At 69.6% G+C, this 15220-nt stretch carries 11 protein-coding genes; 3 read left to right on the top strand and 8 right to left on the bottom strand.

Translation table 11 applies throughout. From position 1 onward, the window contains the following. Positions 1–172 precede the first annotated feature (172 nt). A complete protein-coding gene (locus MIC98_RS00425; RefSeq protein ID WP_239734893.1) occupies positions 173–679 on the top strand; it encodes a hypothetical protein in 507 nt (168 codons plus the stop codon). A 134-nt stretch (positions 680–813) separates the two neighbouring features. Here MIC98_RS00425 and MIC98_RS00420 read toward each other — a convergent pair whose 3' ends face one another. From MIC98_RS00420 to MIC98_RS00385, 8 genes are all read right to left on the bottom strand, one after another. Continuing rightward, complete coding sequence (locus MIC98_RS00420) at positions 814–1038, bottom strand: hypothetical protein (RefSeq protein WP_239734892.1); 225 nt, start codon at positions 1036–1038, stop codon at positions 814–816. A gap of 124 nt (positions 1039–1162) precedes the next feature. Beyond that, the gene (locus MIC98_RS00415; protein WP_239734891.1) at positions 1163–2797 is read right to left on the bottom strand and encodes an acyl-CoA dehydrogenase family protein; all 1635 of its coding nucleotides are present in this window, start codon (positions 2795–2797) and stop codon (positions 1163–1165) included. Between the two features lie 43 nt (positions 2798–2840). Continuing rightward, positions 2841–3986, bottom strand: coding sequence for a PQQ-dependent sugar dehydrogenase (locus tag MIC98_RS00410; protein WP_239734890.1), 1146 nt, complete (start codon positions 3984–3986; stop codon positions 2841–2843). Between the two features lie 94 nt (positions 3987–4080). Continuing rightward, positions 4081–5364 carry a cation:dicarboxylase symporter family transporter gene (locus MIC98_RS00405; protein ID WP_239734889.1) on the bottom strand — a complete coding sequence of 428 codons (1284 nt, stop codon included), beginning with the start codon at positions 5362–5364 and terminating at the stop codon, positions 4081–4083. 72 nt (positions 5365–5436) lie between these two features. Further along, on the bottom strand, positions 5437–6264 hold the full coding sequence (locus tag MIC98_RS00400) for a L,D-transpeptidase family protein (RefSeq protein WP_239734888.1): 828 nt from the start codon (positions 6262–6264) through the stop codon (positions 5437–5439). A gap of 17 nt (positions 6265–6281) precedes the next feature. After that, positions 6282–7142, bottom strand: a complete 861-nt coding sequence (locus tag MIC98_RS00395; RefSeq protein ID WP_239734887.1) for a MurR/RpiR family transcriptional regulator — start codon at positions 7140–7142, stop codon at positions 6282–6284. An 803-nt stretch (positions 7143–7945) separates the two neighbouring features. Continuing rightward, on the bottom strand, positions 7946–9043 hold the full coding sequence (locus MIC98_RS00390) for a dipeptide epimerase (protein WP_057639202.1): 1098 nt from the start codon (positions 9041–9043) through the stop codon (positions 7946–7948). Then, a complete protein-coding gene (locus tag MIC98_RS00385; RefSeq protein WP_239734886.1) occupies positions 9040–10470 on the bottom strand; it encodes an SH3 domain-containing protein in 1431 nt (476 codons plus the stop codon). The genes MIC98_RS00390 and MIC98_RS00385 overlap by 4 nt, the downstream gene beginning before the upstream one ends. 297 nt (positions 10471–10767) lie before the next feature. Between MIC98_RS00385 and MIC98_RS00380 the strand changes: the two genes are divergently transcribed. Then, positions 10768–12087 (top strand): transglutaminase domain-containing protein, encoded by a 1320-nt coding sequence (locus tag MIC98_RS00380; RefSeq protein WP_239737969.1) that lies wholly within the window; start codon positions 10768–10770, stop codon positions 12085–12087. A 50-nt stretch (positions 12088–12137) separates the two neighbouring features. After that, positions 12138–15176, top strand: a complete 3039-nt coding sequence (locus MIC98_RS00375; RefSeq protein WP_239734885.1) for a TonB-dependent receptor — start codon at positions 12138–12140, stop codon at positions 15174–15176. The last annotated feature ends 44 nt before the right edge of the window (positions 15177–15220 follow it).

The raw sequence follows: 15220 nt of genomic DNA, 5'->3' as shown, positions 1-15220 counted from the left end.
GCAAGCCCGGCACCTACGGCGTGCGGCCTTGTACGTAGCTGCGGGGCTTGCCCCGCAGGAAGCTTCGGCAGGAAAGCCCGTGCCGGGCGCACCCGGCATCCACGGGTGACAGTTGACACCTTGAAGCGGCGGCCGGCCGTGCGATGCTCGCCGGGCCCAACGGAGAGCCGCCATGCCCGCACCGCTGCCCGTCTACATGCCCTGGTTGATGACCGCCGGCTTCGGCTGGCTGTACTACCGCCGCATCCGCCGCCATTTCGGCTGGCAGCCGTGGCGGCCACGCCGCACGCTCGTGCGCATCGTGCTGCTGGCGGTGGTGGTGGCATTGCTGGGGCTGGCCGCGCTGTACCTGCCGCACGTGGCGCCGGGCATGCTGGCCGGTGCGGTGGCAGGTACCGGGCTGGGCGTGTTCGCGTTGCGCCACACCCGCTTCGGCGCGCGTGACGGCCAGCCGGGCTATACGCCCAATCCGTGGATCGGCGGCGCCCTGTCGCTGCTGCTGGTCGCGCGGCTGGCATGGCGCTGGTACGACGGTGCGTTCAGCCAGGGCATGGCCTCGGGCGCGGGCAATGCCAGCCCGCTGACCATGAGCCTGGCCGCCGCGCTGGTCTGCTATGGGCTGGTGCAGGCCATCGGCCTGAGCCTGCGCATGCGCCGGGGGGATGGCGAGGGCGGCTGATGTCCGGTCGTCGGGTACCCGGCGGACCATGTCGAACAGCAATACCGCCGGGGACGTAGCCCCGGCCGACGAGGCTGCGCCGGTAGGTCGGGGCTACGCCCCCGACGCGCCATCGATCGAATGCCCGCCTCGCGTCACTGCGCTGGCTGCGGCCTGCGGTCGTCATGGCCCAGCAGCCGCGCCGGCAGCATCAGCAGGGCGCGCAGGAAGGCGAACAGCGCCGAGAAGGTGATGCCGACCAGCCGGAACGGCAGCGACAGCAGCCATGCCAGCGGCCACAGCACCAGCGCGAGCAGCGCCAGCGGCCAGCACAACACCCACAGCAGGCACCACAGCAGCAGGACGGTCAGGGCTTTCATGGTCGTGCTCGCGTCGCTCGGCGCTGCACATGCAGCGGCTGCCACGATGGAAGCCTTCGCCGCCGCCGGCAAGCGCGATGCGACGAAACCGGGAATGCGGCGACGAAATGCGCCTTTCCCGCCTTCAACCGGGCAGGTACGCGCGGGTGAGGGCAGCATCGGCGTCGATGCCGGCGGGCAGGGCGCCGTAGGTGGCCGCGCGCGCGTCGCCGAGGCGGGCGCCGCACCAGGCGCCCGCCAGCGGGTGGCCGCCGCGCAGCAGGGCCGCGCCCTGCAACAGCAGCGCCAGCCGTTCGACGAGGGCGCGCGCGCCGGCTTCGTCCGCGCCGGCTTCCAGCAGCGCCATGCCGGCGTGCAGTGCCGCGTCGAACCGTGCGTCGATGCCCGCCGCCGCCTGCAGTTCATGGCGCAGCGCCACTCCGGTCGCGGGCTCTCGCGCCAGCGCGCGCAGCACGTCCAGGCACTGGATGTTGCCGCAGCCTTCCCAGATCGAATTGAGCGGCGCCTGCCGGTACAGGCGCGGCAGCAGCGTGTCCTCGATGTAGCCGATGCCGCCCAGGCACTCCTGCGCCTCGTTGACCAGGCCCGGCGCGCGCTTGCAGATCCAGTACTTGCCGATGGCGGTGGCGATCCGCGCCAGCGCCGCCTCGTGCGGGTCGTGTGGCGCACGGTCGACCGCGCCGGCCACGCGCAGCGCCAGCGCGGTGGCCGCTTCCGACTCCAATGCAAGATCGGCCAGCACGCTGCGCATCAGCGGCTGCCCGAGCAGCGGCTTGCCGAATGCGCTGCGGTGGCGGGCGTGGTGCAGCGCCTGCCGCAGCGCCATCCGCATCAGCCCGGCCGAGCCCAGCATGCAGTCCAGCCGGGTGAGCATCACCATCTCCAGGATGGTGGCCACGCCGCGCCCTTCGGCACCGACGCGGTACGCCCAGGCGTTCTCGAACTCGACCTCGCTGGAGGCGTTGGACCAGTCGCCCAGCTTGTCCTTCAGCCGCATCAGGCGCAGCGCGTTCTTCGCCCCGTCCGGCTGCCAGCGCGGCAGCAGGAAGCAGCTCAGGCCGCCGGGCGCCTGCGCCAGCACCAGGAAGGCGTCGGACATCGGCGCGGAGAAGAACCACTTGTGCCCGACCAGCAGGTACTCGCCCTCCGCCGCCAGCGGCATGGCGCGGGTGGTGTTGGCGCGAACGTCGCTGCCGCCCTGCTTCTCGGTCATGCCCATGCCGAGGGTGGCGCCGCGCTTGTGCGCCAGCGGCAGGTCGCGGCCGTCGTAGTCGAACGCGCAGGCCTTGTCCGCCCATTCGCGCAGCGCCGGCGCCTGCCGCAGCACCGGCACCGCGGCGTGGGTCATGGTCAGCGGGCAGCTGCTGCCGGGCTCGGCCTGGTAGTGCAGGTAGCTCAGCGCGGCGCGTGCCACGTGCGCGCCCGGCTGTGGCTGCGCCCATGACAGCGCGGCCACGCCGTGCGCGATCGCCTTGCCCATCACGTCGTGCCAGGCGGCGTTGAACTCGACCCGGTCCAGGCGCCGGCCGTAGGCGTCGTGGGTCTTCAGGCGCGGGCGGTCGCGGTGCGCGTCGTCGGCCAGGTGCAGCAGTTCGCCGCCGGCCAGCGCGCCGTAACCGGCAAGGCGCGCGGCGAACGCATCGCCGCCCTCGCGCGCCACCGCTTCGCGCAGGCCGGCGTCGTCCTTCCACAGGTCGAACGGCCCGGGCGGTGGCGGCTGGTTGTGGACGTCGTGGGTCGCGAACGTGGCCTGTTTCATCGTGGCTTTCCCGGTAAATGCGCGTACGGGGCAAGCCCCGTACCTACGGGCGCGGCGTCAACTTCAGCAGCCGTGCCTTGCTGCCGTCCTCCAGCAGCCACAGCGCGCCGTCCGGGCCCTGCGCCACCGCGCGGATGCGCTGGCCCATGTCGAAGCGCTCGGCCTCGCGCGCGTCGTCGCCGTCGAAGGCCACGCGCACCAGCGATTGCGACGACAGCCCGCCGATGAAGGCGCTGCCGCGCCACTGCGGGAACAGCGCGCCGTCGTAGATGACCAGGCTGGACGGGGAGATCACCGGGGTCCAGCTGACCTTGGGCGCGACGAACTCCGGGCGGGTGTCGTGGTCGGGGATGTCGCGGCCGTCGTAGTGGTCGCCGTTGGAGACCAGCGGGTAGCCGTAGTTGCCGCCGCGCTGGATCAGGTTCAGCTCGTCGCCGCCCTTCGGCCCCATCTCGTCGGCCCACAGCCGGCCCTGCGCGTCGAAGGCCATGCCGAGGATGTTGCGGTGGCCCAGCGACCACACCTGGTCGGCCGGCGAACCCTGCGCGGCGAACGGGTTGTCGGCCGGCACGCTGCCGTCGTCGTTGAGGCGGATGATCTTGCCGAGGTTGGTCTTCATGTCCTGCGCCGGGTCGAACTTCTGCCGTTCGCTGGAGCTGATCCACAGCTTGCCGTCGGCGCCGAACAGCAGGCGGTGGCCGTAATGGCCGTTGCCGGACACCTTCGGCGTCTGCCGCCAGATCACCTGCGCATCCACCAGCTTGCCGCCGCCGTCGGCATCGAGTTGCAGCTTCGCGCGCGCCACCGCCGCGCCGCGGGTATCGCCCTCGCCTTCCTCGGCATGGCTGTAATAGACCAGCCCGTTGTCGGCGAAATGCGGATGCAGGGCCACGTCGCCGAAGCCGCCCTGGCCGCCGTAGGCGACCTGCGGCACGCCGGCGATTTCGGCGCGCTTGCCGCTGGCCGGGTCGAAGTGGACCAGCTTGCCGGCCTTTTCGGTGACCAGCAGGCTGCCGTCGGGCAGGAAGGCCATCGCCCACGGTTCGTCGAAGCGTGCGACCTCGGTGGTGGTGAAGGGTTGTTGCGCGGGCTTGAGCGCGGCCTCGGCGGCCGGGTCGGCGGCGCAGGCGGCGGTGAACAGGGCGGGCACGAGGCCAAGGGCCAGGCCAAGCAGCATGGAACGGGGCATGGTGTTCTCCCGGGAGTGGGTGGAAGGCGGTGCGCGTCGCCGCCGCCACACCATACACGCGCGGTGTGGCGGCGTGCTCACGGCACGGTGATGCTCAGCCGTCGACTGGTGCGTCGTCCGCCTGCGGCCCGCTGTGCCGGGCGACGATCGACGTCGCGGTCATGTCGCCGGTGGTGTTGCCGATGGTGCAGAACACGTCGGGGATGGTGTCCACCGCCAGCAGTACGCCCAGCGGTTCGATCGGCAGGCCCATGCTCTGGGTGATCGGCATGTTGTTGGTCATGAAGTTGGCTTGGCCGGGCAGGCCGGTGGAGCCCATGCTGATCGCCGCGGCCAGCAGCACCGCCACCGCGTACTGCGAGAACGTGATGTCGATGCCGTACAGCCAGGCGATGAAGCTGGCCACGGCGATGTACTGCGCCGGGCTGGTGATGCGGAACAGCGACACCGCCATCGGCAGCACCAGCGCGGTCAGCGCCGCCGGGTAGCCGAGGCGGTTGCGGGCGCTGTCGATCATCGCCGGCAGCGAGGCCAGCGAGGACTGCGTGCTGCCGGCGATCACCTGCACCGGCACCAGCGCGGCGGCGAAGCGGCGCAGACCCTCGTGCGCGGCGAGCAGGGCCACCAGGTACAGCAGCAGGGTGATCAGGACATAGATCACGCACATCAGCACGATGTACCAGCCGAGCACGCCGAGCACGCTCATGCCGACCTCGGCGCAGACCACCAGCACCAGCGCGAACACGCCCAGTGGCGCGGCCCACAGCACCCAGCGCACGATGGTGATCATGGTGTCGCCGACGATGCGGACGATGTCCAGCACGCGCTCGCGGCGCGCGGCGTCCTGCCGGCTCAGGGCGAAGCCGAAGAACATCGCGAACACCACCAGCGGCAGCATCGCGTTGGCCGAGGCCACCGCCAGCACGTTGCTGGGGATCAGCGAGGCGATCCACTGCCCGGCGCTGGCCGGCGCGGACTGCGTTTCCGGCGCGTGCAGGGCCTCGCGGAAGGCCAGCAGGGTGGCGCTGTCGTGCGGCACCAGCCCCAGCAGCGCCGGGGTGGCCACCGCGGAGAACGCCGCCGCGGCCACCAGCAGCACGATGAACACGGCGATCGCGTTGCGCGCCATGCGCCCGGACGCGGCGGCGTTGCTGGCGGTGTTGACGCCGACGATGACCAGCGCGGTGACCAGCGGCACCACGGTCATCTGCAGGGCATTGAGCCAGAGCCGGCCGATGGGCCGGGCGACGTCGGCCACCTGCAGCGCCAGCGCCTTGTCGGTGCTGGTCAGGGCGAGGCCGACCACGGCGCCGGCCAGCAACGAGAGCAGCACCTTGAGCGGTGCGGAGAGGCGGAAGCGACGGGCGGGTGTGGTCATGGGCGGGGAGGGGTGTTGCAGGAGCGACGCCAGTCGCGGCCTTGGGTTGTCGGGGGCAGCCGTAGGTCGGGGTTACACCCCCGACGCCGGCACCTTCATGTCTCGTGCGTCGGGGGTGTAACCCCGACCTGCCTTTGGTTGGGGGCTTTGCGCGGGCAGGCCCCAGCTTTCGCGCAGGCGCTCGTACTCGGCTTCCGGCAGCAGCACGAACAGCGGGTGCGCGGCCGGGGCGAGCCAGCCGAGCAGGGCGGCCATGTGCCCGGGCTCCATCGCGGTGCAGCCGGCGGTGGGCTCGCCGGGCTGGCGCCACAGGTGGGCGAAGATGCAGCTGCCGCGGCCGGGCTCGGCGCGCGGGTTGTGTTCGATCACGAAGCCCTCGCGGTAGCGGCGGTCGCCGTCGTCGTGCAGGTCCAGCCGCATCGGTTCGCTGGAACCTTCCACCGCGTCGGCGCCGACCGTCTCGGCATCGACGATGCGGTTGTAGAACGGCGAGTCGGGCACGTCCATGCAGTAGTTGCTCGCCAGCATCGGCCGGTACGGCATGCCGCTGTCGATGCGCGGCGCATAGCCGAACGCCTCGCCGATGGCGAACACGCCGGCCGGGCTGCGGCCGTCGCCTTCCTGCTTCTGCCGGCCGTCGGCCTGCGCCGGGTGCAGGCCGATGCCCCAGGCGCTGCCGTTGCGGCCCAGCGCCACGTCGAACGCGGCGCCGTGGGCCTGCCAGCCGTGCTCGGTGCGTTCATAGGCCTGCAGGCGGCCGGCCGGGGCGTCCCAGGACGGCGTGGTCACCACCACCAGCTGCGTGGCGTCGTGGACGGGCGTGGTGGCGATGGCCACCGGCGCGAGCAGGGCCAGCAGCGGCAGCAGCCGGCGGGCGGCGGAATGGAACGGGAAGGGCATGGCGGTGGCTCCGGTCATCAGGTGTCGATCATCTGCTGGATGCGTTCCTGGTTCTGCGCGAGCTGGCGCTGGCGGTCCGGGTTGGCGTGGCACAGCAGCACGAACACGAAGTCGAGCAGGTATTGCAGCGAGCAGCGGTACAGCAGCTGCGCCACCGGCGGCTGCGGGTCGTGGGCGCAGATCGCCAGCGAGGCGTCGGCGTGGGCGCGCAGCGGGTTGGCGGTGTGGCGGGTGATCGACACCACCTTGCCGCCGGTCTCCTGGAACTGGCGCGAGAGCTGCCACAGCTGCGGCAGCTTGCCGAACTCGGAGAACACCAGCAGCACGTCGCCGGGGCGCGCCGCGGACAGGTTGGCGGTCATCAGGATGGGGTCGGCGTGCTGCACGGTGAGGATACCCAGCAGCGCCAGGCGCATGGCGAACTCGCGCGCGTACAGGCCGTCGTCGCCGAGGCCGTAGACGAACACCTTGGGGGCGGCGTCGATCAGCGCGATCACCGCTTCCACTTCTTCCTGCGGGTTGGCGACGCGGGTTTCCTCTTCGGCGGCGGTCTTGGCGCGGCGCAGGGTGTCGGCCAGGTGCTGGTAGCCGCTGGGGGCCGCTTCGGGCGGCCATTCGGTGACGCCGCCGTTGCCGTTGCCGTTGCCGGCCAGGGCGACGGCGGCGCCGACGGAGTACTTGAGGTCGGGGTAGCCCCTGAAGCCGAGCTTCTGGCTGAACTTGACCACGCTGGACTGGCTGATGCCCAGGGCGTTGGCCAGTTGCTGGGAGGAGTAGTCGCGCAGCAGGTGGGCGTTGTCGAGGATGAAGTCGGCGATGCGGCGTTCGATCGCCGACATCTGGTCACGCTCGGAGCGGATTTTCACCAGTGGGGGCATGGGCGGGGCGTCGGCTGCGAAGGGGTGACTCTAAAAGGATTTGCGGGGCTTTTCTCCCTCCCTTGCGCGCAGCGCAGGGCCGGGGAGGGGGGCTGTTGCTGTTGCAGTTGCTCCTGCTCCTGCTTTTGACTTTCCGGGTTCCCTTCCGTAGCGACGGAGCCGACGGACAAGACCCCGCAGGGGCGGCGTGCATGGATGCACGTCGTTTTTCGACACGACATGGATGTCGTGTCGAAAAATCCCGGCGGCGGAGTGGACCCGCGGCACATAGTGCCGTGGGCGCGGAGGCAGGGCGTGCTTTCTTTTGGCTACCTTTTCTTTGCACGAGCAAAGAAAAGTAGCTCGCTCCCCGACAGGGGAGCGAAAGCCTTTGCTCCTGCTTCCCTTCATTGCCTCGCCTTCCCTTTCCCAAGGAACTTGATTCCCCCCCTCGGGAAGGGGGCAATAGCCAAGGCATGAAAGCAAAGCTTTCACTCCTGCTTCGCAGGAGCGAGTCACTTTTCTTTGCTTGTGCAAAGAAAAGTAACCAAAAGAAAGCACAGCCGGACGCGAGCCGATACGGCTGCGCCGCATCGGTCCCCTGCGCTCCTCGCGGGACGGGGGGACGGCGCACAACTCGCTTCGCTCAGACACGTGCGCCTCTTCGCCCCCCGTCCCGCTGCGGTGCTCGGCTCGCTTTACGGCAGGGGAAGTCAAAAGCCGAAGGGCAACGGCAAAATCACGGGCAACAGCAACAGCAACAGCAACAGCAACAGCAACAGCAACAGCAACAGCGCTGGTGCCGGTTGCCGGTGCTGCCGTGGTCATGGCTTCAGCATCTCCAGTCCTTCGACCTCGGTGATGCCCAATCCCGGCGCGTCGGTGATGCTGATTTCCGACTCGTTGAAGATCACCCCGCCGCGCACCGGGTTGAACTGTCCCAGCGACGGCCCGTCCAGGTCCACCTTGGTGATCGCGTCGGCCTTGGCCACCGCCAGGTGCACCGCCGCGGCCACGCTGATGCTCGATTCGAGCATGCAGCCGATCATGCACGGGATGCCGTGCAGCGCCGCGATGTCGGCCACCTTGATCGCGTTGGAAAGGCCGCCGGTCTTCATCAGCTTGATGTTGATGATGTCCGCCGCGCGCTGCTGGATCAGCTCGAACACCTGGTGCGGGCCGAACACGCTCTCGTCGGCCATCACCGGCGTGTTGACCCGCTCGGTGACGTACTTCATGCCGTCGATGTCGGCGGCCTTGACCGGCTGCTCCAGCAGCTCCAGCACCACCCCGGCGTTCTCCAGCGCGTGCATCGCGTACACCGCCTGCTTGGCGGTCCAGCCCTGGTTGGCGTCCAGCCGCAGCAGCGCGCGGCCCTCGACCGCGGCATGGATCGCCTTGACCCGCTCGATGTCCAGGCCGATGTCCTTGCCGACCTTGATCTTCAGCGACTCGAAGCCGCGCTCGATCGCCGACAGCGAGTCGGCCACCATCTTGTCGATGTAGTCCACGCTGATGGTGATGTCGGTGGTGATCACCGGGTCGCCGCCGCCGAGCATCTGGTACAGCGGCGCGCCGTGCAGCTGCGCCCACAGGTCGTAGAGGGCGATCTCCACCGCCGCCTTGGCGCTGGTGTTGCGCTCCAGCGAGCCCTGCACCAGCGCGCAGATGCGGTTGAGGTTGGCGACGTCCTCGCCGATCAGCCGCGGCTTGATGCACTGGGTGATCGCCTCGACGATCGAGCCGTGGGTGTCGCCGGTGATCACCGCGGTGGCCGGCGCCTCGCCGTAGCCGGTGTGGCCGCTGTCGGTGCGCACCAGCACCACGATGTCCTCGACCGTCTCCACGGTGCGCAGCGCGGTCTTGAACGGGGTCTTCAGGGGCACGCGCAGCATGCCCAGTTCGATGTCGGTGATTTTCATTTGGCGGTTCGCGGGCGGATGCGCTGGATGTTGGTGATGCGGTCGACGTAGCTGGCGGTGTCGCTGGCCATCATCGGCTGCAGCGGCGTCACCGAGACGCCATTGAGGTGGGCCGGCACGCGCTTGCCATCGGCGCCGAACCAGCTGCCGCCGGAGGTGTCGTGGATCATCCACGCCATGCCGTCGGCATGGCCGAGGGTGAGCATCACGTGGCCGGGGATGTAGACCAGGTCGCCCACCTGCAACGCGTCCACCGCGGCGTCGCGACGGGCCTTGCCGTCCTTGTCGCCGAAGGCGAGGCGGTCCAGCGCCGGGCTCACCGCCTGCGCGCTGGTGTTGCGCGGCAGCAGCACGCCGAAGCTGCGGTAGACCTCGGAGACGAAGCCGCTGCAGTCGCGGGTGTCGTAGGCATGGCCCCAGCCGTAGCGCTCGCCGAGGAACTTGAACGCCTGGGTGACGAGGTTGCGCGGGGTCAGCGGCAGGTAGTCGTCGCTGCTGTCCTGCGAGCGCGGCAGCAGCGCCGGCAGCAGGGCGAGGCTGCCGTCGTCGTTGCGCGCCGGCAGCTGGATGACGTGGCCGGCATGGCCCTGCTGGCCGTTGACCGGCTGCAGCGGCGGCCAGTCGGCCAGCACCGGCACGCGCACGCCCATGTCCAGCTGCAGCCGCGACAGGCGCGGTTCCTCCGGCGTGTAGGCGGTGGAGGCGGTGGCGCCGGTGATCACCCGGTACGGGCCGTGGGCGCCGTAGCCGAACACCTGCGCGGCGTCACCGATGCCGACGAAGCGCTTTTCGATCCATGCCACGTAGCGCTCGCTGGCGACGAACAGCCAGTCGCCGTCGGCGCTTTCGTGCAGCACCGCCACCGCATCGCCGGGGAACAGCGCCGATTCCTGGAAGCGGTCGATGTCGATATCGCCGCGGCTGCTGAACACGCGCAGCCCGGTGGGGACGGCGCGCAGCGCGGCGCGGTGCACGACCAGCCCGTACTGGAGCGGGCGGCTGGCGGGGATGCGGTCAAGCGCGAGGTTGTCGCTGATCGCGCGCAGCTGCGCGGGGCTGATCTCGTTGCCCTGCACGTCGTACAGGGTGCGCGGCGGCAGGTGCGAGATCGCATCGATCTTTTCGCGCACGAAATCGCGCGCCAGCGTGGCGGGCAGCGCGCGCAGGTCATGGATGGAACCGTCGAGCTGGCGCATGCGCGCGTTCTGCGCGGCGATGCCGGCGCGGTCGAGGATCACCCGGTCCGGTTCGGCCTGTCGGGCGATCCAGTAACCGGGCGACAGGTAGGCCTCGTGCAGGCCGACGATGCCGGCGTGGCCGGGCGCGACCACGGGCGCAGTGCCGCGCGCGAAGGCCGGCCCCGCGCACAGGGCCGCGGCCAGCAGCAGCACGCGCGCAAGCGGCAGCCGGGAGGAAAGGGCGTTCATCGGCGGGCTCCATCGGGATGCGTGAAGAATAGTTATTCCTTTGTTCGTCGAAAGCAAGAATAAATTATTGACCGCCCATCGGGGTCGTGCTACACCACCTCCACCACCCTGCACCCGGGAAGTGTTGCCGTGGAATCCGCGTTTCGCCAGTTCGCCCCCGTTCTTGTCGCCTCCCGGCAGCGCCGGCTCGCTGCCGGGCTGCTGTGCCTGCTGCCGTTCGCGGCCGCCGCGGGCGAGCCGCTGGCGCAGGTGGCCACGCGCGTGGACCGCGGCGATTTCGCCGCCGCGCAGGCGCAGATCGATGCGGCACTGCGGCAACAGGACCTGCCCGCGGCGCAACGCGAAGACTGGTTGTTCCAGCGCGAGCGCATGCGCCGGATACGGCTGGACTTCAGCCTGGACCGCGAACAGGCGATGGCGGCGGTGCGCCGCTACATCCCCGACCTGCGCGAGGAAGAATTCCGCGATTGGGACGAGGCCGGGTTGATCGAGCACCTGGACATCGACGGCGAGCGCCGCTGGTTCAAGCGTGCGCCGTCCAACCTGTTCCGGGTCAGCGCGGCGGCGGTGGCGCGGCGCGCGCCCACGATCAAGCCACCCGCGCCCGGCCCGTTCGAAGTGCTGACCCCGCACCATGCCGAAGTGCTGGCCGCCGCGCAGGCCAGCGGCGCTTCCAGCGTCGCGCCGCGGCGGGTGCGGGTGACGCAGTCGCTCACGGTTGAGGCCGACGCGGTGCCGGCCGGCGAAACCGTGCGCGCGTGGATCCCGTACCCGCGCGCCATCGCCGGCCAGCAGCAGGACATCCGCTGGCTGGGCAGCGTGCCGGAAGGCGCGCGGGTGGCGCCGGAATCGACCCTGCAGCGCACCGCCTACCTGGAGCGCACGGCGGTGGCCGGCACCCCCACCGAGTTCTCGGTCAGCTACGAGCTGACGGTGTACGCGCGCCACGTCGCCATCGACCCGGACAAGGTGCAGCCGACGCCGCACGACCCGGCGCTGGCGCCATATTTGGCCGAGCGCGCCCCGCACGTGCTGTTCACCCCGGCGCTGCGTGCGTTCTCGCGCGAAGTGGTGGGCGATGAAACCCACCCGTACCGCGTCGCGCGCAGGCTGTTCGACGCGGTGGACCGCATCCCGTGGGGCGGCGCGCGCGAATATTCCACCCTCGGCAACATCAGCGATCACGCGCTGCACGCCAACCACGCCGACTGCGGCCAGCAGACGCTGCTGCTGATCGCGCTGCTGCGGCTGAACGGCATCCCCGCGCGCTGGCAGTCGGGCATGGTGTATTCGGACGACGCGGTGGGCTACAGCAACCTGCATGACTGGGGCGCGCTGTACCTGGCGCCCTACGGCTGGGTGCCGATGGACGTGACCACCGGCGCGCTCGACAGCGCGCAACCGGCGCTGCGCGACTTCTATTTCGGCGGGCTGGACGCCTACCGCATCACCTTCAACGACGACTACGCGCAACCGCTGTGGCCGGCCAAGCGGCACTTCCGCTCGGAAACGGTGGATTCGCAACGCGGCGAAGTGGAGTGGGCCGGCGGCAACCTCTATTTCGACCAGTGGGATTACGACTTCCGGTGGCAGGTATTGCCGCCGCCGGAGGCTTGAAGCGCTGCACCACCGCCGTACTTCCAACCTCTGCAGGAGAGAGCAGAACGATGAACACGAAAATGCTGAAGAAGGCGGCGCTCTGCGTCGCACTGGGTGCTTGTCTGGGAGCGCTGGCGCCCACGGTCATGGCGCAGAGCGCCACCGGCGCCATCGCCGGCCGCGCCAACGCCGGCGACCAGATCACCATCACCAATACCGCCACCGGCCTGACCCGCACCGTCACCGCCAGCCGCGACGGCAACTATCGCCTCGGCCAGCTGCCGGTAGGCGACTACCGCCTGCAGCTGCAACGCGACGGCCGCAGCGAGGGCGAGCCGTTGAGCGTCAACGTGGCGCTGGGCGGCACCACCACGGTCAACCTCGGTGGTGGCGGCGAGGCGATAACGCTGGACTCGATCCAGGTGGTCGGCTCGCGCATCGTCAACCGGGTAGACGTGTATTCGACCGAGACGGTCACCACCGTTTCCCGCGAAGAACTGGCACGCATGCCGGTGGCGCAGGACATGGGCTCGGTGGCCCTGCTGGCGCCGGGCGTGGTCGGCGGCAACTCCTCGTTCGGCGGCATCAGCTTCGGCGGTTCGTCGGTGGCCGAGAACTCGGTCTTCATCAATGGCCTGAACGTCACCGACTTCTACCGCCGGCAGAGTTTTTCCAGCGCGCCGTTCGCCTTCTTCCAGGAATTCCAGGTCAAGACCGGCGGCTATTCGGTGGAGTTCGGCCGCAGCACCGGCGGCGTGATCAACGCGGTGACCCGCTCCGGCAGCAACGAATTCAAGAGCGGCGTGGAGTTCACCTTCGAGCCGAACGCATGGCGCTCGAAGGCGGACGACCACCAGTTCGACAGGGTCGACGGCGACGGCACCGCGGCCTCGGCCGTGTACAAGGCCAGCCACGACACCAGCAGCTTCATGAAGGCGAACGTGTGGGCGTCCGGCCCGCTGGTGAAGGACAGGCTGTTCTTCTTCGGCATGTACGAACAGCGCCAGGGCACCTACGGCAACACCAACAACGCCGGCACCGAGTGGTCGCGCGCCAAGTCCGACAACGGATTCTGGGGTGCCAAGCTGGACTGGAACATCACCGACGACCATCGGCTCGAGCTGCTGGCCTTCTCGGACGAGGGCAGCACCGACAATTCGACCAGTCTTTACGACTTCGACACCCGCGCCATCGGTGACCTGAAGGGCACCAGCGTGGACGATGGCGGCGGCAAGAACGGCTCGCTGACCTACATCGGCCAGTTCGGCGACAACTTCACCGCCAAGGCGATGTACGGCGTCAACCGCAGCCGGGCGCTCAGTGCCTCGCCGGCCGACGCGCTGTGCTCGCAGGTGCTCATCGACGCCAGCTACAACAGCGTCTACACCGCGATGGGCCAGCCGGCGGTCAGCTGCCACCCCAGCACGTCGACGTCGGTGGTCGACCACCATGACGAGCGCAAGGTGGGACGCCTGGATTTCGAATGGGTGCTGGGCGACCACCTGCTGCGCTTCGGCCTGGACCGCGAGGAAATGACCACGGACCGCACCACGCGCTACCCGGGTTCGACCGGCATGCGTTACTCGGTCTTCGCTGCCACGCCCGGCGCCGAGCTGGACAATGGCGCGCTCGTGCCCGGCGGCGTCGACGCGATCGTGATGGGGCGCCGGCGCATCGATGGCGGCGTGTTCGAGACCACGGCCAACGCGTACTACCTGGAGGACGTCTGGAGCGTCACCCCCAACCTGGTGCTGAACCTGGGCGTGCGCGTGGACGGTTTCGACAACAAGACCGCCAGCGGCGCCAGCTTCATCAAGATGGACAAGCTGGTGTCGCCGCGGCTGGGCTTCAGCTGGGACATGAAGGGTGACGGCAGCACCAAGCTGTCCGGCAACCTGGGCCGTTACTACCTGCCGGTCACCAACATCATCAACTACAACTTCGCCGGCGGCCTGATCGACGAGCGCACCTTCTACGCGCTGGACGGCTGGCGGGCGGCGACCAACCCGGTCACCGGCTCCGGCTACATGGAACCGGTCCTCGGGGCGCAGATCGGCCCGGTCGACGATTCCTACAACCTGCCGGTCGACGACTTGCGCCAGAGCGTGAGCCGCGACTTGGACGCGGTCTACCAGGACGAGGCGATCCTCGGCTTCCAGCAGATGATCAACCAGGCCTGGTCGTGGGGCGTCAATGCGACCTACCGGCGCATGCCCAACGCGATGGACGACATCCGCATCAACCACACCCCCTGCGGCCCGGTCGGCTACAGCCTGTGGCCGATCGCCAACCCCGGCGAGAAGGTGACCATCTGGGGCAACGAGGACATCGGTTGCGACACCGAGGGCTGGATCACCATCGACACCTCGAAGGCCGGCTACATCAAGGGGGGCAGTGGCGAGGTGGTGGGCTACTTCAAGCCCAAGCGCACCTACAAGGCGCTGGAATTCCAGATCGACCGCGCCTGGGACGACAAGTGGGCATTCAACGCGTCCTACCTGTGGTCCAAGTCCGAGGGCAACCACGAAGGCCCGGTGAACTCGGATACCAACTACGGCGACACCGGCATGGTCCAGCACTGGGACCACCCGGCCAACAACCAGGACTACGGTCCGCTGTTCAACGACCATCGCCACCAGATCAAGCTGCGCGGCAGCTACAAGCTCAACGAGATGTGGTCCTTCGGCGGCACCTTCACCGCGCTGTCCGGCGGGCCGATCACCGCGCTGGGCGTTGCATGGCCGGACGACAGCACCGGTGCCGCCAGTTTCGTGACCGAAGGCTCCGGCGGTGGCTCGTTCTGGCATTGCGTGAAGAACTGCGACGGCACCTGGGACCAGCGCGAGTTCGAATACGCCGGGCGTGGCTGGGGCGGACGCATGCCGTGGACCTACAACCTCGGCGCCAACGTCACCTGGACCCTGCCGGTGGACGGCGTCGACCTGAAGGCGCGTCTGTCGGTCTACAACCTGCTCAACGAGCAGGAAGTCATCAACCAGCGCGCACGCTACGAGAAGGGGCCGGGCGTCACCCGTGGCCTGTACGGCACCGGCACCCGCTGGCAGTCCCCGCGCTACGCGCAGCTGGTGGTGACCTGGAACTTCTGATCCGGGCCACTGCCGGCAATGCTTGCCGCGACACCCGCTGCCGT

The sequence above is a fragment of the Stenotrophomonas sp. NLF4-10 genome (genome assembly GCF_022359915.1).
GTDB classification, from domain to species: Bacteria; Pseudomonadota; Gammaproteobacteria; order Xanthomonadales; family Xanthomonadaceae; genus Stenotrophomonas; species Stenotrophomonas daejeonensis.
The sequence above is the reverse complement of the archived record's forward strand: the minus strand, read 5'-3'. Positions and strand labels throughout refer to the sequence as shown.